At 46.2% G+C, this 23,622-nt stretch carries 26 protein-coding genes and 1 riboswitch; of the genes, 2 read left to right on the plus strand and 24 right to left on the minus strand.

Annotated elements, in window-relative coordinates:
- Nucleotides 1–104: 104 nt before the first annotated feature.
- Nucleotides 105–533, minus strand: coding sequence for an IS200/IS605 family transposase (tnpA, locus tag BQ9856_RS11825; protein ID WP_077611217.1), 429 nt, complete (start codon nt 531–533; stop codon nt 105–107).
- 279 nt (nt 534–812) lie between these two features.
- Between tnpA and BQ9856_RS11830 the strand changes: the two genes are divergently transcribed.
- Complete coding sequence (locus tag BQ9856_RS11830) at nt 813–1,046, plus strand: hypothetical protein (protein WP_077611218.1); 234 nt, start codon at nt 813–815, stop codon at nt 1,044–1,046.
- Between the two features lie 67 nt (nt 1,047–1,113).
- Here the strand turns inward: BQ9856_RS11830 and BQ9856_RS11835 are convergent, their stop codons facing one another.
- The 13 genes from BQ9856_RS11835 to BQ9856_RS11895 form a co-directional block, all read right to left on the minus strand.
- The gene (locus BQ9856_RS11835) at nt 1,114–2,391 is read right to left on the minus strand and encodes an adenylosuccinate synthase (protein ID WP_077611219.1); all 1,278 of its coding nucleotides are present in this window, start codon (nt 2,389–2,391) and stop codon (nt 1,114–1,116) included.
- 101 nt (nt 2,392–2,492) lie between these two features.
- A complete protein-coding gene (locus BQ9856_RS11840; protein ID WP_077611220.1) occupies nt 2,493–3,386 on the minus strand; it encodes a LysR family transcriptional regulator in 894 nt (297 codons plus the stop codon).
- Nucleotides 3,387–3,455: 69 nt separating this feature from the next.
- Complete coding sequence (purB, locus tag BQ9856_RS11845; protein WP_200801298.1) at nt 3,456–4,886, minus strand: adenylosuccinate lyase; 1,431 nt, start codon at nt 4,884–4,886, stop codon at nt 3,456–3,458.
- 123 nt (nt 4,887–5,009) lie between these two features.
- Nucleotides 5,010–6,452, minus strand: a complete 1,443-nt coding sequence (purF, locus tag BQ9856_RS11850; protein WP_077611222.1) for an amidophosphoribosyltransferase — start codon at nt 6,450–6,452, stop codon at nt 5,010–5,012.
- Between the two features lie 25 nt (nt 6,453–6,477).
- A complete protein-coding gene (purC, locus tag BQ9856_RS11855; RefSeq protein WP_077611223.1) occupies nt 6,478–7,185 on the minus strand; it encodes a phosphoribosylaminoimidazolesuccinocarboxamide synthase in 708 nt (235 codons plus the stop codon).
- 146 nt (nt 7,186–7,331) lie between these two features.
- Nucleotides 7,332–7,679, minus strand: coding sequence for a hypothetical protein (locus tag BQ9856_RS11860; protein WP_077611224.1), 348 nt, complete (start codon nt 7,677–7,679; stop codon nt 7,332–7,334).
- A 206-nt stretch (nt 7,680–7,885) separates the two neighbouring features.
- A complete protein-coding gene (locus tag BQ9856_RS11865; RefSeq protein WP_077611225.1) occupies nt 7,886–8,227 on the minus strand; it encodes a hypothetical protein in 342 nt (113 codons plus the stop codon).
- Between the two features lie 75 nt (nt 8,228–8,302).
- Complete coding sequence (dapB, locus tag BQ9856_RS11870; protein WP_077613350.1) at nt 8,303–9,061, minus strand: 4-hydroxy-tetrahydrodipicolinate reductase; 759 nt, start codon at nt 9,059–9,061, stop codon at nt 8,303–8,305.
- Between the two features lie 30 nt (nt 9,062–9,091).
- Nucleotides 9,092–9,976, minus strand: coding sequence for a 4-hydroxy-tetrahydrodipicolinate synthase (gene dapA / locus BQ9856_RS11875; RefSeq protein WP_077611226.1), 885 nt, complete (start codon nt 9,974–9,976; stop codon nt 9,092–9,094).
- 132 nt (nt 9,977–10,108) lie between these two features.
- A riboswitch (Lysine riboswitch) is annotated at nt 10,109–10,283 on the minus strand.
- A 23-nt stretch (nt 10,284–10,306) separates the two neighbouring features.
- Nucleotides 10,307–10,810: a cob(I)yrinic acid a,c-diamide adenosyltransferase gene (locus BQ9856_RS11880; protein WP_077611227.1), complete on the minus strand. Its 504-nt coding sequence runs from the start codon at nt 10,808–10,810 to the stop codon at nt 10,307–10,309.
- A gap of 128 nt (nt 10,811–10,938) precedes the next feature.
- On the minus strand, nt 10,939–11,565 hold the full coding sequence (locus BQ9856_RS11885; RefSeq protein ID WP_077611228.1) for a single-stranded DNA-binding protein: 627 nt from the start codon (nt 11,563–11,565) through the stop codon (nt 10,939–10,941).
- 203 nt (nt 11,566–11,768) lie between these two features.
- Entirely contained in the window at nt 11,769–13,610 is a 1,842-nt protein-coding gene (gene typA, locus BQ9856_RS11890; protein WP_077613351.1) for a translational GTPase TypA, read from the minus strand.
- A gap of 179 nt (nt 13,611–13,789) precedes the next feature.
- Nucleotides 13,790–14,446, minus strand: a complete 657-nt coding sequence (locus BQ9856_RS11895; protein ID WP_077611229.1) for a YigZ family protein — start codon at nt 14,444–14,446, stop codon at nt 13,790–13,792.
- Nucleotides 14,447–14,653: 207 nt separating this feature from the next.
- On the opposite strand from BQ9856_RS11895, the gene BQ9856_RS11900 reads away from it, so the two are divergent.
- Nucleotides 14,654–17,302 (plus strand): transglycosylase domain-containing protein, encoded by a 2,649-nt coding sequence (locus BQ9856_RS11900; RefSeq protein ID WP_077611230.1) that lies wholly within the window; start codon nt 14,654–14,656, stop codon nt 17,300–17,302.
- 114 nt (nt 17,303–17,416) lie between these two features.
- Here BQ9856_RS11900 and spoVAE read toward each other — a convergent pair whose 3' ends face one another.
- The 10 genes from spoVAE to BQ9856_RS11945 all read right to left on the minus strand — a co-directional run bounded on the left by spoVAE (nt 17,417) and on the right by BQ9856_RS11945 (nt 23,617).
- Nucleotides 17,417–17,773, minus strand: coding sequence for a stage V sporulation protein AE (spoVAE, locus tag BQ9856_RS11905; protein ID WP_077611231.1), 357 nt, complete (start codon nt 17,771–17,773; stop codon nt 17,417–17,419).
- A 71-nt stretch (nt 17,774–17,844) separates the two neighbouring features.
- On the minus strand, nt 17,845–18,867 hold the full coding sequence (gene spoVAD / locus BQ9856_RS11910) for a stage V sporulation protein AD (protein WP_077611232.1): 1,023 nt from the start codon (nt 18,865–18,867) through the stop codon (nt 17,845–17,847).
- A gap of 33 nt (nt 18,868–18,900) precedes the next feature.
- Nucleotides 18,901–19,353: a SpoVA/SpoVAEb family sporulation membrane protein gene (locus BQ9856_RS11915; RefSeq protein ID WP_077611233.1), complete on the minus strand. Its 453-nt coding sequence runs from the start codon at nt 19,351–19,353 to the stop codon at nt 18,901–18,903.
- 36 nt (nt 19,354–19,389) lie between these two features.
- The gene (locus BQ9856_RS11920; protein WP_077611234.1) at nt 19,390–19,815 is read right to left on the minus strand and encodes a stage V sporulation protein AB; all 426 of its coding nucleotides are present in this window, start codon (nt 19,813–19,815) and stop codon (nt 19,390–19,392) included.
- Nucleotides 19,805–20,431 (minus strand): stage V sporulation protein AA, encoded by a 627-nt coding sequence (locus BQ9856_RS11925; protein WP_077611235.1) that lies wholly within the window; start codon nt 20,429–20,431, stop codon nt 19,805–19,807. The genes BQ9856_RS11920 and BQ9856_RS11925 overlap by 11 nt, the downstream gene beginning before the upstream one ends.
- Nucleotides 20,428–20,589, minus strand: a complete 162-nt coding sequence (locus tag BQ9856_RS24860) for a hypothetical protein (protein WP_200801299.1) — start codon at nt 20,587–20,589, stop codon at nt 20,428–20,430. The genes BQ9856_RS11925 and BQ9856_RS24860 overlap by 4 nt, the downstream gene beginning before the upstream one ends.
- A 63-nt stretch (nt 20,590–20,652) precedes the next feature.
- A complete protein-coding gene (sigF, locus tag BQ9856_RS11930; protein WP_077613352.1) occupies nt 20,653–21,366 on the minus strand; it encodes an RNA polymerase sporulation sigma factor SigF in 714 nt (237 codons plus the stop codon).
- A gap of 5 nt (nt 21,367–21,371) precedes the next feature.
- Nucleotides 21,372–21,806, minus strand: coding sequence for an anti-sigma F factor (spoIIAB, locus tag BQ9856_RS11935; protein ID WP_139348686.1), 435 nt, complete (start codon nt 21,804–21,806; stop codon nt 21,372–21,374).
- Nucleotides 21,807–21,816: 10 nt separating this feature from the next.
- Nucleotides 21,817–22,158, minus strand: a complete 342-nt coding sequence (locus BQ9856_RS11940) for an STAS domain-containing protein (RefSeq protein ID WP_077611237.1) — start codon at nt 22,156–22,158, stop codon at nt 21,817–21,819.
- Nucleotides 22,159–22,300: 142 nt separating this feature from the next.
- Nucleotides 22,301–23,617: a tetratricopeptide repeat protein gene (locus BQ9856_RS11945; RefSeq protein WP_077611238.1), complete on the minus strand. Its 1,317-nt coding sequence runs from the start codon at nt 23,615–23,617 to the stop codon at nt 22,301–22,303.
- Between the last annotated feature and the right edge of the window lie 5 nt (nt 23,618–23,622).

Below are 23,622 nucleotides of genomic sequence, written 5' to 3' on the forward strand. Positions count from 1 at the left end.
AGTCAGCAACCACCAGTTCAACTGGTGGTTTGATATTAGCCCTAATAAGGGCTTTCTTACTGCTCGCCCAATAGGGCGGTGTCGCAAGCATCCTTACTGGTCCGCTAAAAAGCGGTACTTCTCATATCTTCCTTGCGCGACTCTTCTGCTTGCTCTTTAATGTATTTCTGTACTGCTTCATCGGTTATATTACCAATGGTTTCTACATAATATCCTCGCGACCAAAACGCTTTATTCCAATTACTCTGCAATTCTGGATGTCTATCATAAATCATCAGCGTACTTTTTCCTTTCAAATAGCCCATGAAACTTGATATACTAAGCTTCGGCGGAATTGCTAAGCTTAAATGTACATGATCTACGCATACTGCTCCTGCTATTATTTCTACATTTTTATACTTGCATAGCGTACCAAGTATTTCTCGTACATCTTCTTTTATTTGTCCGTATAGTTGCTTTTTCCGATACTTTGGAATAAATACTATGTGGTACTGGCATTTCCATCTACTGTGTGATAAACTTTTATTGTCCATTGGGACTGCCTCCTATTTTTGAGTTTGGCTTGCGACACCATTCTCATTTTATCATAGGAGGCTTTTTCGTTATATCCTCACCGTTTCCACTTACACTATTCTCCCCAGCATAGCTAGGGGTTTAGTATTTTCAATTAAAATTTTACTATACTTTTATGGAAATGTACAGATTTCAAAATCTGAAGTTTTTGTGAACAACCCAAAGCCCTTCTTTCCATTTTATGCTTCATGGGATATAATATTAAGAAAGAAACGTTTTGGGAAAGTGAGGTATATCTTATGAAATGGAAACGCCCCCTGGCCATTCTCGGGCTGGTAATCATTCTCGCCATATACGTAATTGCAATCGTATCCACCTTTTTCCATAGTCCTGACTCAAAAAACTGGCTGATGGCCGCCATATTTTCCTCTGTTGTAATACCCGTCTTTTTTTATGCTGCAGGGCTGGTCTGCCGGGTGATAAAGCCGGACATGGATGACAGAGACTCCGATGAAAAAAACGGGAGAACATGAAAAAACGGAGAACCGGAAAAGCAAACTGCTCTTTTCCCGTTCTCCGCCTTATATTTGTTCACAATGCTTATTTGCGGTATATAATTTCGTCTCTTCCCGGTCCATTGGAAACCATGGTAATCGGTGTCTCGATTTCTTTCTCAATAAATTCAATATAATTTCTGCAGTTTTCCGGAAGATCCTCATATTTTTTGATTCCCCGGATCTCACATTTCCAGCCTGGAAGCGTAGTGTATACCGGCTTTGCCTTATTAAGTTTATCCGTAGTCGGAAAGTCCTTTGTAACCTTTCCGTCTATTTCATATCCTACGCATACGGGAAGCTCATCTAAGTATCCCAATACATCAAGTACGGTCAGGGCAACCTCTGTGGAGCCCTGAATCCGGCAGCCATACCGGGAGGCCACTGCGTCAAACCAGCCCATACGTCTTGGCCTGCCGGTTGTTGCACCGTATTCTCCGCCGTCACCTCCGCGGCGTCTCAGTTCATCCGCATCATCCCCGAAAATCTCGCTGACAAATGCACCTGCACCCACTGCACTGGAATACGCTTTTACTACAGTCGTAATATTCTTAATCTCATACGGCGGGATCCCTGCGCCAATGGCCCCATACGCTGCAAGGGTGGAGGACGAGGTAACCATTGGATAAATTCCATGATCCGGGTCCTTTAAAGAACCGAGCTGGCCTTCCAGAAGAATGTTCTTTCCTTCTTTGATTGCCTCATGAAGATATTTGGAAACGTCACATACGTAAGGCTTCACCATTTCCCGATATTTAAGCAGAGTCCCGAATAACTCCTCCGGATCAATGGCCGGCTTATGATAAAGGTGCTCCAGTATGACATTCTTGATCTCACAGACGCGGGTTACCTTTTCTTTTAAGGATCCCTCATCAAAGAGTTCGCTTACCTGAAATCCGATCTTAGCATATTTATCTGAATAAAACGGAGCAATCCCTGATTTCGTGGAACCAAAGGACTTCCCTCCAAGGCGTTCTTCCTCATACTGGTCAAACAGAATGTGGTATGGCATCAGAATCTGCGCACGGTCTGAAACCAGGATACCGGGTTTTGGAACCCCTTTGCTTACGATGTCCTCAATTTCCTTAACCAGGAACGGGATATTAAGTGCCACGCCATTGCCGATGATGCTGGTTGTATGATTGTAGAATACGCCTGAGGGCAGAAGGTGAAGGGCAAATTTGCCATAGTTGTTGATGATCGTGTGACCGGCATTGCTGCCTCCCTGATAGCGGATAATGATGTCAGATTCCTTTGCCAGCATATCCGTGATCTTGCCTTTTCCTTCGTCGCCCCAGTTAGCGCCTACGATTGCTCTTACCATTTGATTGATCCTCCTTCGAGTGAAAAAATGCCTTTTACTTCCTTATGATATCGCAAAGATCAGCATAAGTAAAGTCAATATTATTTATGTTTGATATAATTTCAGCTTATATTGCTTGTCATCAACTGCAAAAGCCGCTTCCCCGCCGGGGAGACAGGCGTTTTGGTGTCAGTGATAATGGAAAAATGACGCTTTGGCATTTCATCCCGGAACCTTAATTCCACAAGATTTCCCTTCTCCAGCTCCACCTGTGCAAACCCTGACATCACGCAGCCTATCCCCAGATTCCGCATGGCAAACTGGACGATCATATCACTGGTAGAAAGTTCAAACTCCGGTTCCACCATCACTCCATAACCTGCAAGATAATCATCCATGAATGTTCTGGTGCTGGTATTTTTTTCGAGGAAAATACAGGGGAGCTCCTTCAGAATATCATAATTTAACTCTTTCCCCTCTAAATAGCGGAATTTATCCCCTGCCACAAACACATTCCGGATTTCTTTTACATCGGTGCGCAAAACCTCACTTTTTGCTTCAAACGGAGTGCTGACCACTCCGAAATCGATTTTTCCCTCGTATAAAAACCGCAAGGTCTCAGGTGTGGGGCCATTGGAAACCGTCACCTTGATCCCCGGATACAGCTCATGAAATTTCTCCAGATAAGGCAGCAGATAAAACTGAAGGGTCATATCGCTGGCTCCGATCCGCACTTCTCCTGTATCCAGATCCTTAAGCCGCTTTAACATATTTTCCCCATGCCAGATGTTATCTAAACCGGCTTTTATATAACCATAGAAAAATTCGCCTTCCCGGGTCAGGCGGACACCTTTTGAGGTCCGGAGAAAAAGCTGGCTGTCCAGAGACTGCTCCAGCTGTCTTACCGCCTGGCTTACGGCCGGCTGGGAAATGCAGAGCTTCTCCGCTGCCAGGGTGATGCTTCCAAGCTGGGCCACATAATAAAATACCCTATAATATTCCAAATTACTGCTCATGGCTTCCTCCTGATATGAAAACAAAAGGCAGGCAGACTTGACGAAAACCAAAGTCTGCCCGCAATTTCCTTATACGTTAATCTCCGCTGTCAGCCCTAGAAGTTCTTTGTTTTTTTCCAGAAGAGGCTTAACTGCCTCTTCTAAATAGACCGTGACCTGAGCCGGGGCGCAGCCTACATATTTTTTAGGATCCATGCTCTCCTTTAAATCTTCCAGAGAAAGGTTGAAGGAAGAATCTGCAGCGATCAGCTCCAGGAGATTGTTATCAAGGCCATTCTCCTTCACATTCCTGCCGGCTTCCATGGACAGTTCCCGGATTCTCTCATGAAGCTCCTGTCTGTCCCCGCCGGCCTTTACCGCATCCATCATGATGTTTTCCGTTGCCATAAACGGAAGCTCTGCCATCATATGTTTCTCAATCACCTTTGGATATACGACAAGCCCATCGACAACATTTATATAAAGATCCAGGATTCCATCGACCGCCAGAAATCCTTCCGGTACGCTTAAGCGCTTATTGGCGGAATCATCAAGTGTTCTCTCAAACCACTGGGTGGAAGAAACCAGCATAGGGTTCATCACATCTGCCATTACATAATTGGACAGAGAAGCGATCCGCTCGCTTCTCATCGGATTGCGTTTATAAGCCATGGCAGAAGAACCGATCTGGCTCTTTTCAAAAGGCTCTTCCACTTCCTTTAAATGCTGCAGCAGGCGGATGTCATTGGAAAATTTATGTGCACTCTGGGCAATGCCGGCCAGAATATTGATCACACGGCTGTCCACTTTTCTGGAATAGGTCTGTCCTGAAACCGGATAGCAGCCTGGAAAACCCATTTTCTCCGCAATCAGGGAATCAACCTTTCCCACCTTGTCCATATCACCGTCAAACAGTTCCAGAAAGCTTGCCTGGGTCCCTGTGGTCCCCTTGGAACCAAGAAGCCGTATGGAGCCGGTCACATAATCCAGATCTTCTAAGTCCATGGTCAGATCGTGAAGCCATAGCGCCGCCCTCTTCCCTACCGTCGTCGGCTGGGCCGGCTGGAAATGGGTAAAAGCCAGGGTAGGCAGGTCCTTATAGCGTTCAGCAAATCCGGCCAGCTCATCAATGACATTGATGAGTTTCCTGCGGACCAGTTTTAACGCTTCTGTCATAACGATAATATCCGTATTATCCCCAACATAACAGGAGGTCGCTCCCAGATGGATAATTCCTTTGGCTTTGGGGCACTGAACGCCATATGCATATACATGGGACATCACATCATGGCGGACCTCTTTCTCCCTCTGTTTCGCCACATCGTAATTGATTTCATCCTGATAAGCCTTTAATTCCTCTATCTGTTCCTCCGTAATTGGAAGGCCCAGTTCCTTTTCCACTTCCGCCAGCGCAATCCACAGCTTTCTCCAGGTTTTAAACTTTTTGTCCGGGGAAAAGATGTACTGCATCTCCTTACTTGCATAGCGCTCAGACAGCGGGCTTTGGTATCTATCTGTCATGTTTTCCATATTCCTCCTTACAGTATTTAATTATCTTCAATAAGAATAACATATTTTTCATGTTATGGGAAGAGAAAGCAGGGACCGCCCGGCTGGCGGCCCCTGGTTTTTCTTAAAGTTTTATTACCTTATATACTCTCCCCGTATATCCTCCTTGGGCGGCTCGACCGGATAATCTCCGCTAAAGCATGCCGTACATATGGGAAGGCCTTCCGCCATCTCATTCAGCCGGTCAATGTTTAAATAAGACAGAGAATCCGCTCCCAGCAGATCACGGATTTCATCAATGGTCCTGTTATGTGCGATCAGCTGGTCCTCGTCCGGTATGTCGGTCCCGAAATAGCACGGATGGAGAAACGGGGGCGCACTGATGCGGACATGGACTTCTTTTGCTCCGGCCTCCCGAAGCATATTGACGATCAGGGCGCTGGTGGTTCCGCGTACAATGGAATCGTCAATCATGATAACACGTTTGCCGGCCACGGCTTCCTTTAACACATTTAATTTGATCCTTACGGAAGATTCCCGGTTGCTCTGCTTGGGCTTTATAAATGTCCTGCCTACATAGGAATTCTTCACAAAAGCGGTTCCATAAGGGATCCCTGACTGAAGGGAATACCCGAGAGCCGCAGCATTGCCGGATTCCGGCACTCCGACCACAAGATCTGCTTCAACCGGTGAATCCACGGCCAGAGCACGGCCCGCACAAAGCCTGGAATGGTAGACGCTCACACCGTCGAATACGCTGTCCGGCCTTGCAAAGTAAATATATTCAAAAATACATCTGGCTTCCTTTGACTTATCCCTGAGGCATAAACTGGTATCCGATGCAATTCCGTCCTTTGTGATGGTCACGATTTCTCCAGGGCAGACGTCCCGTACAAATTCCGCACCAATGGTATCCAGGGCACAGCTTTCCGACACCAGAACATAGGTATTATCACGCTTTCCAATGCATAGGGGCTTGAATCCATACGGATCTCTGGCTCCGATCATTTTACGCGGGCTCATGATCACAAGGGAATAAGCCCCGACAATCTTTTTCATGGCGTTTGCTACCGCCGCTTCCACGGTGGGGGTCTTCACGCGCTCCCTGGCAATGTGGTAGGCAATTACCTCCGAATCTATGGTCGTCTGGAAAATAGCCCCGGTATACTCCAGTTCCCGGCGCAGTTCCGGTGCGTTGACCAGATTGCCGTTATGGGCCAGGGCCAGAGTTCCTTTCACATAATTTAGAACAAGAGGCTGTGCATTCTCCCTTGTGCTGCTGCCGGCAGTAGAATAACGAACATGGCCTACGCCAATATTGCCGTGAAGGCTTTCCAGAATCTCCGGAGTAAAGACCTCGTTACATAACCCCATTCCCTTATGCGCACTTACCTTTCCCATCGGGCCCCCGGTATCGCTGACCGCGATTCCGCAGCTTTCCTGACCTCTGTGCTGCAATGCAAATAATCCGTAATAAATGGTGGAGGCGACGTCACTGCCATCGAAATCATACATTCCGAATACGCCGCACTCCTCATGCAACTCTTCGTCGATATTGAAATTCAATTCGTTATTCATCTAATGTTTTCCCTCTCTGCACTGTTTACTGGATGCCAAGCCGGCGGAACACTTCCTCGTATGCGTCCTCCACACCTCCTAAATCCCTGCGGAAACGATCCTTATCCAGCTTTTCATGGGTATCCTTATCCCATAGCCTGCAGGTATCGGGAGATATCTCGTCAGCCAGAATGACCTGTCCATGGTAACGTCCAAATTCAATCTTAAAATCGATTAAGTCAATGTTTAAACCGTCAAAATATTCCTTAAGTACTTCATTTACTTTAAACGCATACTCTGTGATCGCATCAATCTCTTCCTGAGCAGCCAGCTTAAGGGCCAATGCATAATAGCTGTTGATGAACGGGTCACCCAGATCATCATTTTTATAGCTGAATTCCAGTGTCGGACAAGCGAATGGAATGCCTTCTTCCATCCCCATCTTCTTGGCGAAGCTTCCTGCGGAGTAATTTCTGATAATGACCTCGAGGGGCACGATTTCCACTTTCTTTACTGCAGTCTCACGGTCGTTTAATTCCTTAACCAGATGAGTCGGAACGCCTTTGGCTTCTAACTTCCGGAAGATAAAATTGGTCATTCGGTTGTTGATTGCACCTTTTCCCACAATGGTACCCTTTTTCAGGCCATTGAATGCTGTGGCATCATCTTTATATGAAACAATCAATACGTCCGGATCTTCAGTCGTATAAACCTTTTTCGCTTTTCCCTCATACAGCAATTCCTTTTTCTCCATGGTATCCACCTGTCCTTTTCTGAATTAATTTATAAGTTTTTCAAATAAAACTCTGGTGTTTCAGTAGAAATTATAATACAGCGAAAATAGGATTGCAACTGGTTTTATTATTATAAATACTTATGACCACTATGCGTTTTTGTTTCTCAATCAGGTTCTTGCAAAACAACACGTTCCACCCTGCGCCAAAGTTTTACCGTTCCCTCCTTCCAGTCAACAGAAAGGCCCTGTTCTCTGGTTTCTCCGGCTTTGCGGTCCTGCCCCACGCTTAACTCTTCCTCTGCCGCTTCGGCTTCCTGACTGACAGAAAGAAAGCTTTGGGCCTGGCTGTAAACCGTTTCTCCGTACCGGGGCGCAAGGATTGCTGCTTCCAGACACACGGATAAATACAGATATTTTTTAAACATGCCTTTCCGGGCTTTTTTATCGCATCCGGTCCCTATAAGATTTCTCCATGGCTTCTTTTTCTTATTATATCGTTGATATCCTTTCACGAATGTTCTGCCCCCTGTTCCTGCATTCAGGTCGTGTCATCTTTGTCTTTTGTCACCGGATAACCAGCCGGATCATCGGCCTTGATGGATAATAAATGAAGCTGCCTTCCATAGCAGTAAGAAATGTCTGCCTATATTATATCTTATATTAAAAAAAGCTTCAAGCATTGATTTTATGCCTGAAGCTTTTTTCTTCATATTCCAGCCTATTTTGCTGCAGTCGTACTTTCTGTAGTCGGCTGGCCATTGCTTTCCCCTGTGATTTTGTCAACGCCTTTTTCTACATCATTTACAACACCGTTAACAACGCCGGTGCTCTCTTTGCCGGTGCCATTGGTTGTTGTTGTACCGGATGTTGTTGTACCGGCTGTAGTCTTATCAGTGGCGCTTTTTGTGGTTGCCGCCGCTGTTGTCTGGGTTGTTGCAGACGTAGTGCCTCCAGCGCCTCCTCCTGTGGTTCCGCCGTTATTCGTAGTGCCACAGGCAGACAGACACATAACTGCCATTATGACAAGAAGGGTAAATACATAAGTTTTTATTCTTTTCATAATACATTCTCCTTTCATTTTCTACGAATAGTATGTGTAAAGAAGCAATGAATTATGGTGGAAAATATTGGAAAATTATGATTCAATCACATCTTTCATGGTATATAAACCAGGTGTTTTTCCTGCCAGGAATTTTGCTGCGGATACAGCACCTTTTGCAAAAATGGCCTTGGAGTAAGCAGTATGATTAAAGGTGATAACTTCATCCCTTCCGGCAAAGATCACATCATGTTCTCCTACGATCGTTCCTCCGCGGACAGCCTGGATTCCGATTTCTTTTTTGTCTCTTGCCTCTCTTTTAAGGCTCCTGTCGTAAACATAGTGATACTTCAGGCCCATGGCCTCATTTATGGAATCAGCCAAAGCAAGGGCTGTCCCGCTGGGGGAGTCTACCTTTTTGTTATGGTGCTTTTCCAATATCTCAATGTCAAAGCCTGCGGCAGCAAGTACCTGGGCCGCTTCCTTAACCAGCTTCATGAGCAGGTTGACACCCAGAGACATATTAGCGGAGCGCAGAACTGCAACCTGGCCCGATGCCTCTTCTATTTTTTTATTTTGTTCTTCCGAAAGCCCTGTGGTGCATACTACCACAGGAATCTTTTTCCTTATGCTGTACGCAAGAAGACCATCCACTGCTTTGGCGGAAGCGAAATCCACGATCACGTCTGCCTCCACATTACAGGCTTCCAGGGACGGGAATACGGGATATGGATTCTGCTTCGTATCACTGGGATCGATTCCTGCAACGATCGCAATATCTTCCTCTTCTGCTGCAATCCCGGTAATGGTCTGGCCCATGGCCCCGTTACAGCCGTGCATTATCATCTTAATCATGTTTTCCTCCATATGTATATCTTTTACCGATTATAAAATTCCATACTCCTTCATGGCCTGTCTTAAACGCTCCTGATTCTCAGGCTCCATTTCGGTAAGAGGCAGACGCAGAGGACCTGCATTCTTTCCCATAAGATTTAAGGCGGCCTTAACCGGAATCGGATTGACCTCACAGAACAAGGCATTTATTAACGGAATAGCGGAAAGCTGAAGCCCGGCGCTCCGTTTTACGTCGCCGTTAAAATAAGCTTCACAAATTTCGTGAGTCTGGGATGGAGCAATGTTGGAAAGAACAGAAATAACCCCTTTTCCGCCCAGAGAAAGCATTGGCACGATCTGATCATCATTGCCGGAATATACATCCACACGGCCATCTGCCAGATTCATCAGATCCGCAATGGCGGAAAAATTACCGCTGGCTTCCTTTACACCGACAACATTCGGAACATGCAGACACAAATCAGCAATCGTCTCCGGCGCAATATTCACTCCGGTCCTTGAAGGGATATTATATAGAAGAATCGGAATTTTTACCACATCTGCAACCGCCTTAAAATGAGCCTTCAGCCCATTCTGAGTCGCCTTGTTATAATAGGGAGAAACCAGAAGAAGCCCGTCTGCGCCGTGCTTTTCGGCTTCCCTGGACAGATAAACGGCTGTATCCGTACTGTTGGATCCGGTTCCTGCAATAACCGGAATCCGCTTTTTCGCCACCTCGCATACATATTTGATTACATCCAAATGCTCCTCGTGGGACATGGTAGATGCTTCCCCTGTCGTACCGCAGGCAATGATCGCATCCGTTCCTCCGGCGATCTGCTCTTCTACCAGTTCCTCCAGCTTCTCATAGCTCACTTCTCCATTTTCCTTAAATGGTGTGATAAGCGCCACACCTGCGCCTTCAAAAATTGCCATGGTATCATCCTCCTGATTCTTTTTCGTCATACATAGTAAACTTTCATCCTGCCCCCGGCATTCTGCACGCGTAAAAAACAGAGCTGACAACAGGGTCAGCTCTTAAAGTTCAGAATCTGGTAATCTCATCTTTCTTTAAGTAGCTCCCCATCCAAATGGATGACAGTCATATGGCCCTTAACCATATGCCCAGAACAAGTACGCTCAGGCCATACCGTTCTTCGGCGTCTCTTCCTTCCCCCTGCCCTCGTCTGTACCTGATACATCGGACAGAGTACTAATAAGCAACGCAACCTCTACTCTATTATGTATGTTACCATACTATCATTATTATTTTGTGTTGTCAACTTTAACATGGTCGATTTCCAGAATACTGTCTACATAAGGTTCCATTTCACTAGAAAATACCTTACCGGTTAATATGACCTCCATTTCATCAACTTTAGACTGAAGCAGCTTCACCAGTTCTTCTGCCTCTATGATCTTCTGGTCTAATAATCCAAGGATCTCATCCAGAATCAGCATATCGCATTCACCGGTTGATACGACCTTCTTAGCAAAATTCAGACCATTCCGGATGTTCATACGTTCCTCGTCCTGCTGTTCTTTTGAAAGATTTTCAAATAAACCGTCGGACTTTTCAAACCGGAATATCTTCATCTCCGGTTCCAGACGCTTTAAAATATCCAGTGAGCCCCGTCCCGGGCAGCCTTTCAAAAACTGTATCATGATGACAGTCCTGTTCTTAGTCAGAGCTTCGATTCCCATACCGAGCGCAGCCGTGGTCTTCCCTTTGCCTTCACCGTATATAACCTGTATCGTACCTCTATTCATCTTTCAGCACCTCATAACAGCTAAAAAAGCAATTATTTACATATTATTTTAGAACCTGCTTATCGTATCATAATTTTAATTTTTTTGCAAGTTTTCTTACCATTTCCTTAATTTATAAATAAAAGCTTCTAATCCGCACACTCCAGCTTGCTGACTGAGACTTCATAGGCCACTCTTTTTTCGCATTCTGTCTCACTTAGTTTCTTGGTATACTCCCTGCTCTGGACCCTTCCCCATACCTTCACTCTGGTTCCTACCGAAAATCCGGAAGCATATCTCGCATTTCTGCCCCATGCGATACAGGGTATGTAATCTGATTTTCCGTATGGCCGGTTAACCGCAAGAAGCAAGTCCGCAATTTCCCTTCCCAAAGGTGTTTTTCTGTAAATGGGAGCTTTGCAAATATATCCATCCAGAAAAATTTGATTGGTCTTTGTATAATCTGTAAACTCTTCCATAAAATGGATTTCCCTCACAAAAATGGAAAGCACCAGACGGTTTTTCGTTCCTTCATGACGGTTGTAGGAACGGAACTGGCCTATGGATTCCACCGTTAAACCTATGTAGTCCCCTTCGACGTCAATCAGGCGTTCCGAGATCATTAACGGTATGATATCCGCCTGTTCGCTGAGACGGTTTACCGCTATATCCACCATATAGAATCCTTCTCCAAATACCTCATGGCTGAAGGTGAAGCCGGAGACAATCTCTCCTATAACGCTTACTTTGTTGTTTTCAATCATTTTTTCTGACATTGTATTTCTCCTCTTCTTTCACTTATTTGCTAATACGCTTCACAGCTAATATTAAATTTATGTGAAAGAATTCCATAAAATGATAAAAAACAATCCAAAAATATCGACAGAACCAGGCAGAATGCACAAAAAAATAAAGGAGAACACCGCTTCCTTGCCGAATTTTCGGCTAACGGGGGCAGCATCCTCCTTTAAATTACAATTTATGCCAATGATTTTTTGTTAAGAGAAGACCTTTTTCTTAAGGTCGGGTCTAAAATTTTCTTTCTGATCCGGAAACTTGCCGGAGTAATTTCCAACAGCTCGTCGGTATCAATAAAGTCAAGGCACTGTTCCAGGCTCATCTCCTTTGGCGGAGTCAGCTTAAGAGCTTCATCTGCGCTTGAGGAACGGGTGTTGGTCAGTTTTTTCGTTTTGCAGACATTGATTTCAATGTCTTCTGCCTTTGGATTCTGTCCCACGACCATGCCGGAATATACTTTTACTCCAGGCCCGATAAACAGGGTACCTCTTTCCTGCGCGTTAAAAAGACCATAGGTAATGGATTCCCCGGGCTCATAGGCGATCAGAGATCCGGTCTTCCGGTAAGACAGTTCTCCCTTAAAGGGCGCATAACCGTCAAAAGCAGTATTCATGATTCCGTTTCCTTTTGTGTCCGTCATAAATTCTCCGCGGTATCCGATGAGTCCCCTGGAAGGAATGGAAAACTCCAATCTTGTATATCCTCCGTTGGCCGGACTCATTCCCTGAAGCTCTCCCTTACGGCTTGTAAGCTTTTGGATGACCGCTCCGGTAAATTCCTCGGGCACATCGATATATGCGATCTCCATAGGCTCCAGCTTATGGTTTCTTTCATCAAAATGGTACAGGACTTCTGCTTTGCTGACTGCAAATTCAAAGCCTTCTCTTCTCATATTCTCGATCAAAACAGATAAATGAAGCTCTCCCCGGCCGGAAACTTTAAAGCGGTCCGGGGAATCGGTTTCTTCCACGCGGAGGCTGACATCCGTATTTAATTCCCGGAACAGGCGCTCCCGGATGTGACGGGAAGTGATGTATTTTCCTTCCTGTCCGGCCAGAGGGCTGTCATTGACCATGAAGTTCATGGCTATCGTAGGTTCAGAAATCTTCTGGAACGGGATGGCCTCCGGATTCTCCGGAGAACACAGGGTATCGCCGATATGGATATCGGTAATACCGGATATGGCTACGATGGCACCGATGGCGGCTTCCTGTACCTCAATCTTATTGAGGCCTTCGTATTCATACAGCTTTCCCACCTTTACCTTTCGGAATTTGTCCGGATCATGATGGTTGACGATCACGCATTCCTGATTCACTTTGATTTTTCCGTTATCCACCTTGCCAACACCGATACGGCCAACGTATTCGTTATAGTCAATGGTACTGATGAGAAGCTGGGTAGAACTTTCCGGGTCTCCCTCCGGCGCCGGGATATGATCAAGGATCGTCTGGAACAGAGGAGCCATGTCTTTCTCCGGATCATTAAGCTCTTTCTTGGCAAATCCGGACTTAGCGGAAGCGTAGATAAACGGGCAGTCCAGCTGTTCTTCGCTGGCATCCAAGTCCATCAGAAGCTCCAATACTTCTTCCTCTACCTCTTCCGGCCTCGCCTCCGGACGGTCGATCTTATTGATGCAGGTTACCACAGACAGTCCCAGCTCCAATGCTTTCCGAAGAACGAACTTGGTCTGAGGCATAACGCCCTCATAAGCATCCACAACCAGAATTACACCGTTTACCATCTTTAAAACACGTTCGACCTCTCCGCCGAAATCCGCATGGCCAGGCGTGTCAATGATGTTGATCTTAGTACCGCCAAAATGGACCGCCGTATTCTTGGATAAAATCGTGATACCGCGCTCTCTCTCGATATCATTGGAGTCCATCACGCGCTCCACAACTTCCTGATTCTCACGGAAAATACCGCTTTGCTTGAGCAGCGCATCTACCAGTGTTGTTTTACCGTGATCGACGTGGGCAATAATCGCCACATTTCTTACGTCTTCTCTTTTCATCTTCATAAATTGTACTCTTCTTTCTCTTCTTTCAACAAAGAAATACAGGAAACCGGTTCCCATATCATAAAAAACTAAGGACCAGTTCTGTCCTTAGTCTCATAAACATTATCACGATTAGTTAGTATATCATCCTGTATTTGATATTGCAAGATTTTTTTCGCGTTTTTTCGATCCTTTTGGTCTCATTCCGGAAACAAAAGCACTTCTTTATTAAAAATGCTGTAATAAATTTCTTCTAATTCAAGCAATTCTGCCTGTCCTCCCGTAATTTCTATGATGTCGGCCTGAAGCTTTTCCCGCCTCTCATCCGGAACCAGAACCGTAAGCTCCACCCGGTCCGTATATTCGCTGTCCAGGATTTTGATCTCCTGTTGTCCCAATAAATACTGAATTTTCCCTATGCCATTATAATCAGCCGTAACAGAAAGCTTCCTGGCCGGTTCAATGGTTAAGACCGTGCAGGCCTTAAGTCCCTCCTGCACAGCTTTGGAATAGGCTCTCACCAGTCCCCCGGTTCCAAGCAGGGTGCCGCCGAAATATCTGGTCACCACCGCACAAATCTTAACAATGCCCTCTCCTTCCAGGACATCAAGCATGGGTTTTCCGGCGGTCTGGCTCGGCTCCCCATCATCGCTGCAGCGCTTCTGGTCCCCGTTCTTTCCCAGAATCCAGGCATAGCAATTATGTCTGGCAGCCCAATGCTTTTTTCTTGTTTCCTCAATAAAGGACAGGGCCTCCTCCTCTGATTCCACAGGCTTTAAATTGGCTATAAACCGTGATTTCTTTTCTGTTATTTCCCCTGTACCGCCCTGGTATAAAATTCTGTAGGCCTTTCTCATAAACTTCCTCATCTCTTCATTGTCAAGCGGATATTCGCAATCCGCTTCGCTGCTTGCTAGATTCGGTTAAACAACCACCCCCATTATATCCAAAAACCCAAGTCCAATCAAGCTCTCATGTATATTTCCCCCAAATACCCCCCAAAATGGTAAGTGTTGAATTGCACGAAAATGTCTGGTATAATGAACCGGTAAAGGAGGTTTCCTATGAATTATGGCAAACAAGCGACAGAGAAAAAAATCAGATCTGCCAATTCAAAAGCAAGGAAATACACCACCAAGGTTTTTCTTGCCTTTTTAAAGAGTCTATTTGTGCTATGCCTGTTTGGCGGCATTGTTGCTGCCAGCGTCGGATTTGGCATGATAAAAGGAATCATAGACAATGCTCCTGATATCGATATCGCAACCATTGTACCCAACGAATATGCCACAACGGTTTATGACAGCGCAGGGAATGTCACGGAAACTCTGGTCACCGCAGGATCAAACCGGGAGGAGGCCACCTATGATGAATTGCCCAAAAACCTCATCAATGCGTTCGTTTCCTATGAAGATGCCAGGTTCTGGGAGCACAATGGCATTGATCTGCGTTCTATCCTGCGCGCCGTAAAGGGCGTACTGACAGGGGATTCGACCGCAGGCGGAGGAAGCACCATAACCCAGCAGTTAATCAAAAACAGTGTCTTCGGCGGCGGAATGGAAAAAAGCTTCGGGGAACGCCTGGAGCGGAAGCTGCAGGAATGGTTCCTGGCCGTCAAATTGGACGGAGCCATGTCCAAGGAACAGATTATAACCAACTATTTAAATACCATTAATCTGGGCAACAACTCTCTCGGGGTCAAGGTGGCTGCCAGGAGATATTTTAACAAGAAAGTATCGGATTTAACCTTATCCGAATGCGCTGTACTGGCAGGCATTACCCAGAACCCTTCAAAGTTCAACCCCATAACCGGTCAAAAGGCCAACTCGGACAAGCAAAAGGTCATTCTTCAATATATGCATGACCAGGGATATATCACCAAAGAGGAAGAAGAGGAAGCTCTGGCCGATGATGTCTACTCCAGGATCCAGAATGTAGACATCGTTACGAAAGAAACTTCCACCCCATACAGCTATTTTACGGATGAACTGGTTGAACAGGTCATAAAAGCCATGAAGGATCAGCTGGGCTATACGGACACCCAGGCGCATAACATGCTATACAGCGGGGGGCTGTCCATATACACCACCCAGGATCCGGATATACAAACCATTGTAGATGAAGAAATCAACAACCCTGAAAACTATTCGGCTGCCAGATATTCTATAGAATACAGGCTGTCAGTCACGCACAAGGATGGTACCACGACCCATTATTCCGAGGAAAACATAAAACGTTACCACAAAGAAAACGGGGATACCGGATTTGACGGCCTGTATAATACGGATGAAGAAATCCAGGCCGATGTAAATGGATACAAGGCTTATCTTTTAAAAGACGGGGATACCATTCTGGGAGAAAGCCTTCATAAGATACTGCAGCCCCAGGCTTCCTTCGTCATCATGGATCAGAAGACCGGAGAAGTGAAAGCCATAAGCGGAGGCCGTGGAGAAAAAACAGCCAGCCTGACCTTAAACCGGGCCAGTAATACAGTCCGGCAGCCAGGTTCTGCCTTTAAGGTCCTGACAGCTTTCGCACCTGCCATTGACACCTGCGGAGCCACCCTGGGGACCGTTTATTACGATTCCGTCTATACGGTCGGGAATAAAACCTTTAAGAACTGGTACAGCTCCGGTTATCAAGGCTATTCCAGCATACGTGACGGAATCATCTATTCCATGAACATCGTAGCGGTCCGCTGCCTGATGGAAACCGTAACCCCTCAGCTCGGCGTGGAATACGCCAGGAATTTTGGGATCACTTCCTTAACCGACAGCGATTACAACGCGGCTCTGGCCCTTGGGGGAATCACCAATGGCGTCTCAAACTTAGAATTAACCGGCGCCTATGCTACCATAGCCAACGGCGGAGTCTATACAAAGCCCATATTCTTTACCAGGGTACTGGACCATGATGGCAAGGTATTAATTGACAACACCCCTGAAACCCACCGGGTATTAAAGGATTCTACCGCGTTCCTTCTAACAGATGCCATGGCGGATTCCATGGAAAGCAGCAGAAAATTCTCCAGCTCCGGACCAAGTTCTACCAGTGCTGCCGCCAGGATTCCCGGCATGTCGGGCGCAGGAAAAAGCGGTACCACGTCCGGTAACAATGATATCTGGTTCGTAGGTTTTACGCCTTATTATACCGCCGGCATCTGGGCCGGCTGCGACGACAACCAGAAACTGACCAAACAAAACGGAGGAGCCTCCTTTCATAAGGCCATCTGGCGGAAAATCATGACCAGGGTTCATGAAGGCATGTCCGATCCCGGTTTCCCGGTACCGGACAGCATAGAAACGGCGGAAATATGCCGGAAATCCGGCAAGCTGGCTGTTTCCGGAATCTGCGACAATGATCCAAGGGGCAATGCAGTCTATACGGAGTATTTTGCAAAAGGGACGGTCCCGACCGACGTATGCAACAATCATGTACGCGCAACCGTCTGCTCCGTTTCCCACCGCCTGCCCACGCCTTATTGCCCGGAACGGACCACCGCCATATTCATGGTACTCCCTGCAGGAGAAGAAGGGGAAACGGACGACTCCAAATACGCTATGCCAGGTTACTGTACCGTCCATTCCGCCAATTCCATTATTATTCCTGGATATGATCCGGATTCGTCCACAGGAATTCCGCAGCAACATGGTCCTGGATATGTCCCTCAGAATCCAGGCGGGGCAACACAGATTCCTCCCTGGAGTGATTATTAAATTTATAAAACAAAAACTGATGCCCGTGTAAATGAAAAGGAAAAGAGCCAGCCGTAGGATTTGCGGCTGGCTCTCTGCCTCTGTCACTGTTCCCGGATAACAACCGGGTAACCGTCAGCTTTTCATTTTGGGTTTGAATATGACAGAACCCAGATAACCAAAGATCAGAGCACCTGAGATTCCTACTGCACTTGCAGTAAAACCTCCTTTAAATACCCCCAGCAGCCCGTCTTCATTCATACTCTTCGATACACCTTTCCACAGGGTGTTTCCGAAGCCAAGAAGAGGTACCGTAGCTCCGGCTCCGGCCCAGTCGGCAAATGGCTGATAGATTCCCAGGGCACCCAGGATGGTTCCGGTCACCACCAAAAGAACCATGATCCGGCCAGGCATCAGTTTAGTGTTATCCATCAATATCTGGATGAGCACACAGATTGCTCCTCCAACTAAAAATGCTTTTACGTATTCCATAGCTGTCTCCTTTCCTCTACTCTTTATTGCCCATGTTCTTTGGGCATAAAGTGCCTGTAAGGCATTTCCTCTTATGATAAGTTACCCATATTCTCAATCATTACTGCGTGGGCAATGCCGGGAATTGTCTCTCCTTCGTTGAAGCTGACCGTGGAAAGCAGCGCTCCGGTAGGCACAAACAGAACCCGTTTCCACGTACCATCCTGCACTTTAGGAAGAATATAGGAGCAAAGGGTAGAAGCCGCACAGCCGCAGCCGCTCCCTCCTGCATGGGTGTCCTGTGTATCTTTATCATATATCTCAATACCGCAATCGGTATGCAGTTTTTCTATATCGTGGCCCTTGTTCTTCATAAAATCCAACAGAATGCTGCGCCCGATCTGACCTAAATCTCCCGTAATAATTTTATCATAATACGATTCATCTACCTGAAAATCATCAAAATTCTGCTGTATGGTATGAAAGGCCGCAGGAGCCATGGCAGCCCCCATATTCATGGAATCCTTAATGCCCATATCCACCATACGCCCGGTTGTGATTCCGGTAATGGCTGCAATTCCCTCTTTTTTAAATTTTGAAAGAATCACTGCGCCGCAGCCGGTAACCGTCCATGAGGCAGAAAACGGTCTCTGATTTCCATAGCTTAACGGGAAACGGAACTGTTTTTCCGCTGTCGCAAAATGGCTGGAGGACATGGCCATAACCTTATCCGCATATCCGCCGGCCACTGTCATGGCTCCCAGATTAAGAGCTTCCCCCATGGTGGAACAGGCCCCGAAAAGGCCGAACAGAGGGATTTCCAAATCTACGGTTCCAAAGGAAGTGGCAATCAGCTGGCCAAGTAAATCACCTGCAAACAGGTAGCGGATATCCTTTTTCCGGATATCTCCCTTTTCTATAGCAAGGTCCGCAGTCTGCTTCTGCAGGGAACTTTCCGCCTTTTCCCATGTGTCAGCGCCGAACATGTCATCCTGCTCTACCACATCGAATAATTTCCCCAGGGGGCCTTCGCCTTCCTTTTTTCCGACAATCGAAGCCATGCTTTCAATAATCGGAGGTTCTTCAAATTTAATACTAGCTTTTCCTATCTGCATTTTTTTCTCTCCATTTCTCTGACCGTTTCATTCCTACAGCATGCTGAAGGCCTTCATTACATAGACGATAAGTCCAAGGATCCAGGAGCTTAAAATCCCATATAGTATGACGGGACCGGCAATGGTAAAAATTTTACAGCCAACACCGAATACCTGACCCTCAGGCTTAAATTCCACCGCCGGTGCAACTACCGAATTGGCAAATCCCGTAATCGGTACCAAAGCGCCTGCTCCGCCGAATTTAGTGATTTTCGGATAGATGTTGAATCCGGTCAGGATCACACTGGCTGCGATTAAAATCAGAGTGGTCCAGGCAGAGGCCGTCTCTTTTTCCAGACCTGCATTCATGAGTAAGGTGGTAATGACCTGGCCGATGGTACAGATGGCTCCCCCCACCAGAAAAGCTTTTATGATTGCCGGCCATTTTTTATTTACCGGAGTCACCTGTTTTACATAGGCTTCATATGCCTTTTTGTTTATCTCCATTATTTTCCTCCATTCTGTATCCTTCTGTGCCTGCTTCTATTGCCCAAATTTTTCCGCAAAAAATACCAGTGAGCCAATTAATTTTCCCAGTCCAAGGGAAAGGATTATATACTGCAGTCCGACCCCTAAGTTGATTCTGCGGCTGATGACCGGCAGCGCTTTTAAGGTTTCTGCAAGTGACATGACAAGGCAGCCGACAAATATTCCCACCGCCAGCCCATAAATCCCCAGAAACACATTACCTCCAAATCCAAAAGGGAATTCATAAATATCCCCTAAATTACCAAGGACACCTCCGAGAATAATAAGCGTCTCATAGAGCATGATGTGTTTGTTTGTATGTGTTTTTCCAATGAGCCGGGGAAATACACCGATGATTACCAAAAAGGCAAAAACGCCGGCTGCTACAATGCCGCCAGCGCTGAGTCCGATAAAACAAAGAAATACTTCTTTAAGAAACATCAATATCCGACTCCTTTCTTCCATCATTCTGAATCAGGGTCTTGCTGATATTTTCTTCGTAAAGCCGCATTTCCACCTCCAGCGGCGTCGGATCGGTATTGATCTTGAACTTTGCGAAGTGATTAAAGAAACCGACAATTCCAAGAGCCAGTCCAACCGAATAGCTGACCTCTAAAATGGTAAATCCGCTGGACTCCTGCCTCATGACGATCCGGTATATTTCCTTGAAAACGTCCGTTACACTTACGTCATTATTAAAGGTCATAATGGCAAAGGATGCGCCGCAGAAACAGATGATGCATATGAAAATGGTCTTTGTCCACTGCCAGATCCAGTTGGGTTTCCTGGACTTATGGTAGTCTATGATAAAATCCACTTCCCCCACATTATTGATTTGGAGGGTCGAATCCATTTCCATCAGTTTCTTTATCACATCGAGCGTGCTTTCCACATACCGTTTGGTACGGTCTGAATGTATGGTTTTAATGCGCAGGGCTTTGCATTTATTCATAATGGCGGAATCGTCACAATAAACATCCGCCACATCCTTTAACTGGATGTCCTTATGATGAACCTCTGTAATCTGACTGATATTTAAATAAACGGTCTTGCTCATGAAACCATCATCTCCAATCCTGGGATGGCCTCTACAAGAGTTCCTTCTTTTTCCATTCCATCCGGCATAACGGCAATCATATACCAGATAGCAGCCGCAACTGCAATCAGGCATAAAACAAGGAGCGCCATTACAAGCTTATGTTTCATGGATTCCATACGTGCTCACATCCTTTTCTCTGGTTTTTCATTGCTAGTATGAGCCGTATGAAATTTTTTATTCTATAATTTTTCGCGCATTTGTTTTAAAATCTTTTTTTCCAGTCTGGATACCTGAACCTGGGATATTCCAAGCTTTGCTGCAATCTGGCTCTGGGTCTCGTTATAATAATAACGCCGTATGATGATTTCCCGGTCCTTGTCGGAAAGAGCGGTTAACAAATCGCGAAGCACCATTCGGTTAAGAAGCTCTTCCTGGGCGGAGCTTTCTTCTTCGATCTTATCGATGAGTAAAATACTGTTTTCGTCATTTTTATTAACAGACCGGTATAAGGATTCCACCTCCGCTCCCGCTTCAATGGAAGCGGCCACTTCTTCTTTACTGGCCCCGATTTCTCCTGCAATTTCTTCCACGGTGGGCTCTCTCCCCAGGCGGTACACCAGCTCTTCCCGGACATTTTTTACCTTTAAGCCCATTTCCTTAATGGAACGGCTGACCTTGATCATCCCGTCATCTCTTAAAAAACGCTTGATTTCTCCGGTTATCATGGGCACCGCATAAGTGGAAAATTTCACTTCATAAGACAGATCGAATTTGTCAATGGCTTTCATCAGGCCAATGCTTCCGATTTGAAATAAATCCTCCGGCTCATAGCCACGCCCCGTAAATCTGCGGACAATGCTCCAGATCAACCCGAAATTGTCGGTTACAAGCTGGTCCCTTGCCGCTTTATCTCCTTCGTGAGCCATCTCTATCAATCTCATGGTCTCATCCATAAGGCTCACCCGCTAATCTTCTTTTTCATGGTCACGGCAGTTCCCTCTCCCGGCGATGACTTAACTTCCACCTGGTCCATAAACGCTTCCATAAAGGAAAAGCCCATACCTGACCGCTCTCCATCCGGGTCCGTGGTGAACATCGGTTCCATAGCCTGTTTGATATCGGGTATACCGATACCCGTATCCCGGATGGTTACGGTGATCTCCTGTCCGTTTACCCCCACTTCCAGGTAAATGATCCCTCCATTCCCCTGATATCCGTGGATGACCGCATTGGTGACAGCCTCCGACACGGCTGTTTTTACATCATCCACCTCCTCCAGAGTGGGATTTAACCTTGCCATAAAAACAGCCACTGCCACTCTGGCAAACTCCTCATTCTTTGACAGGGCCTCCAATTCCATTTTCAGAATTTCTGGTTTATTCTGTTCTGACATACGTTCCTCCTCAACCTGTGACTGCTGCTTCCTTAGAGTCATATAATTTCATTAATTTTAAAATGCCTCCTATTTTAAGAATGCGGAGAGCCTGGGTGCCTGCGCCGTAAATGGCTACGCTTCCTCCGCTTAAAGCCATCTGCTTATACCGGTTCAGCAAAATGCCGATCCCCGAAGAATCCATAAACCTGGTTTTTGAAAAATCAAAAATGATGCGTTTGATATAATTCTCGGAAAGGATTAAATCCGTTTCGTATTTTAGCCCTGCGCAGTTATGATGGTCCAGCTCCTCCGGCAGATGGACGATCAGCGACTGTCCCTCTGCCTCATATGTAAAGTGTGGTTGATTCATATGCAATACTCCTCCATTCCTTATTGTCTGTCACGCTGTCCAAAGAATAGCGGTTTGATTCACAGGACCCGGTCCGTGTAAACGAAAAAAGACACCACAAAAAAGATTCCTCTTCCGTCGTGTCTTTCTTCGTTCTCTGCCTTTAAAATCCCCGTTCTGTTTTTGCCTTGGCAGATAACCCTTCATCCTTACTGTTATTTATGATATCGGAGAACAGCCCATTGGCCTGTTCCTTCTCTCCCATTCCTTTGTAAATGACAGCTGTCTTGAACTTTGCCTGCCAGCTGTTTGGTTTTAAATCAATGCATTTCAAGTAATTGGCAAGAGCTGTCTGTGTGTCTCCCGCTTCCACTGCCTTATCTCCAAGGCTTTCTAAAATCGGACAGCCCTTCTCCACCATATCTTTTCTTATCTCACCGATTACTGCCTGAACATCCTCAGAGGTGATGAGATCCGGATTTAAACCGGCGTAAATACGGACTGCAGATGGAAAGTCATTTTTCTTATACGCCTGAAGAATTCCGATCACGGCCTGATATTGAGCCAAAATACTGTCGGCATTATTGGTCAGAGAGGCCAGGGAGGCTTCCGCCGTCTTCTTTTCCGCTTCCATGGATTCCAGCTGCTTTGTCAGGCTGTCAGCCTTCTGGTTGGCCTGGCTCAGCTGTTCGCTGTACTTTTTCATCTCCTGGTTATGATTTGCATTGACCGATTTTGTGTTGGCGGGCATGACCAGGAAAAAAATGACCGCAGCCCCGAGTAAAAGCCCTGCAAGTATGTTCCCAACTGCCTGGTCTTTTGTGTTCTCCCTGTAGCTTGGCGGAATGATAACATCATCATCCTCCATCTGCCTGTGGGACAGTACATTTTTTAACTTTCTTTTTTCCGGTTCCCTCTCGCTTTTCGGACTGCCTCCGGCATCCTGAACCAAAGACTTGTACCAGAGAGCCTTCGGATGATTTCGGTCAATCTGGAGTACTTTGTAAACAGCTTTTCCGGCTTTCTGGTAATCCTCTCTGGCGATACAAAGGAGTGTGAACAAAAGCTGGGCCTTCACATAGTTTGGCTTACTTTCCACAACCTTGTTAAGCTGAAGGATTGCCAGGTCTTCACTCCCGTTCTGAGCATAAACCAACGCCTGATTGAATCTGCGCACCACACGGCGTTCTGTCTCCATGGCGCCTTTTTTTCTCTGTATCTCACCGAGATAATGATCCGCCCTGTTTTCTTCCGGCTGTAAGTTCATGCTGATGACCCACTGGACAAGGGCATCGCCCACCTCTCCTGCCTCGTAATAAATAAGCCCCAAAAGATTTCTGGCGTCCGTCATATACTTATTGAAATGAAGGCTTTTTTTCAGGCATTCTGCCGCCCCTGATAAATCCCGGAGCTTTGCCCGTTCTAAGCCCATGTTATAATAACTGTTTGCGATTACGCGGGTTTTTCTCTCATAATCCATACTTT

Source organism: Clostridium sp. Marseille-P2415, assembly GCF_900155545.1.
In the GTDB taxonomy this organism is placed as follows: domain Bacteria; phylum Bacillota; class Clostridia; order Lachnospirales; family Lachnospiraceae; genus Lacrimispora.

Excerpts from the sequence above, each read along its gene's own strand:
- BQ9856_RS11830 (WP_077611218.1), top strand. The coding sequence starts at position 813 with ATGAAATGGAAACGCCCCCTGGCCATTCTCGGGCTGGTAATCATTCTC.
- BQ9856_RS11840 (WP_077611220.1), bottom strand. The coding sequence starts at position 3,386 with ATGAGCAGTAATTTGGAATATTATAGGGTATTTTATTATGTGGCCCAG.
- BQ9856_RS24860 (WP_200801299.1), bottom strand. The coding sequence starts at position 20,589 with ATGGAATCCATGAAACATAAGCTTGTAATGGCGCTCCTTGTTTTATGC.
- BQ9856_RS11885 (WP_077611228.1), bottom strand. The coding sequence starts at position 11,565 with ATGTCAGAAAAAATGATTGAAAACAACAAAGTAAGCGTTATAGGAGAG.
- purC (WP_077611223.1), bottom strand. The coding sequence starts at position 7,185 with ATGGAGAAAAAGGAATTGCTGTATGAGGGAAAAGCGAAAAAGGTTTAT.
- BQ9856_RS11865 (WP_077611225.1), bottom strand. The coding sequence starts at position 8,227 with ATGAAAAGAATAAAAACTTATGTATTTACCCTTCTTGTCATAATGGCA.
- dapB (WP_077613350.1), bottom strand. The coding sequence starts at position 9,061 with ATGATTAAGATGATAATGCACGGCTGTAACGGGGCCATGGGCCAGACC.
- BQ9856_RS11895 (WP_077611229.1), bottom strand. The coding sequence starts at position 14,446 with ATGAGAAAGGCCTACAGAATTTTATACCAGGGCGGTACAGGGGAAATA.
- sigF (WP_077613352.1), bottom strand. The coding sequence starts at position 21,366 with ATGGATGAGACCATGAGATTGATAGAGATGGCTCACGAAGGAGATAAA.
- BQ9856_RS11915 (WP_077611233.1), bottom strand. The coding sequence starts at position 19,353 with ATGGAGATAAACAAAAAGGCATATGAAGCCTATGTAAAACAGGTGACT.
- spoIIAB (WP_139348686.1), bottom strand. The coding sequence starts at position 21,806 with ATGTCAGAACAGAATAAACCAGAAATTCTGAAAATGGAATTGGAGGCC.
- BQ9856_RS11900 (WP_077611230.1), top strand. The coding sequence starts at position 14,654 with ATGAATTATGGCAAACAAGCGACAGAGAAAAAAATCAGATCTGCCAAT.
- typA (WP_077613351.1), bottom strand. The coding sequence starts at position 13,610 with ATGAAGATGAAAAGAGAAGACGTAAGAAATGTGGCGATTATTGCCCAC.
- tnpA (WP_077611217.1), bottom strand. The coding sequence starts at position 533 with ATGGACAATAAAAGTTTATCACACAGTAGATGGAAATGCCAGTACCAC.
- spoVAE (WP_077611231.1), bottom strand. The coding sequence starts at position 17,773 with ATGGAATACGTAAAAGCATTTTTAGTTGGAGGAGCAATCTGTGTGCTC.
- dapA (WP_077611226.1), bottom strand. The coding sequence starts at position 9,976 with ATGGCAATTTTTGAAGGCGCAGGTGTGGCGCTTATCACACCATTTAAG.
- purF (WP_077611222.1), bottom strand. The coding sequence starts at position 6,452 with ATGAATAACGAATTGAATTTCAATATCGACGAAGAGTTGCATGAGGAG.
- BQ9856_RS11940 (WP_077611237.1), bottom strand. The coding sequence starts at position 22,158 with ATGAATCAACCACACTTTACATATGAGGCAGAGGGACAGTCGCTGATC.
- BQ9856_RS11835 (WP_077611219.1), bottom strand. The coding sequence starts at position 2,391 with ATGGTAAGAGCAATCGTAGGCGCTAACTGGGGCGACGAAGGAAAAGGC.
- purB (WP_200801298.1), bottom strand. The coding sequence starts at position 4,886 with ATGACAGATAGATACCAAAGCCCGCTGTCTGAGCGCTATGCAAGTAAG.
- spoVAD (WP_077611232.1), bottom strand. The coding sequence starts at position 18,867 with ATGCAGATAGGAAAAGCTAGTATTAAATTTGAAGAACCTCCGATTATT.
- BQ9856_RS11945 (WP_077611238.1), bottom strand. The coding sequence starts at position 23,617 with ATGGATTATGAGAGAAAAACCCGCGTAATCGCAAACAGTTATTATAAC.
- BQ9856_RS11880 (WP_077611227.1), bottom strand. The coding sequence starts at position 10,810 with ATGAATAGAGGTACGATACAGGTTATATACGGTGAAGGCAAAGGGAAG.
- BQ9856_RS11920 (WP_077611234.1), bottom strand. The coding sequence starts at position 19,815 with ATGTTTCTTAAAGAAGTATTTCTTTGTTTTATCGGACTCAGCGCTGGC.
- BQ9856_RS11925 (WP_077611235.1), bottom strand. The coding sequence starts at position 20,431 with ATGAGCAAGACCGTTTATTTAAATATCAGTCAGATTACAGAGGTTCAT.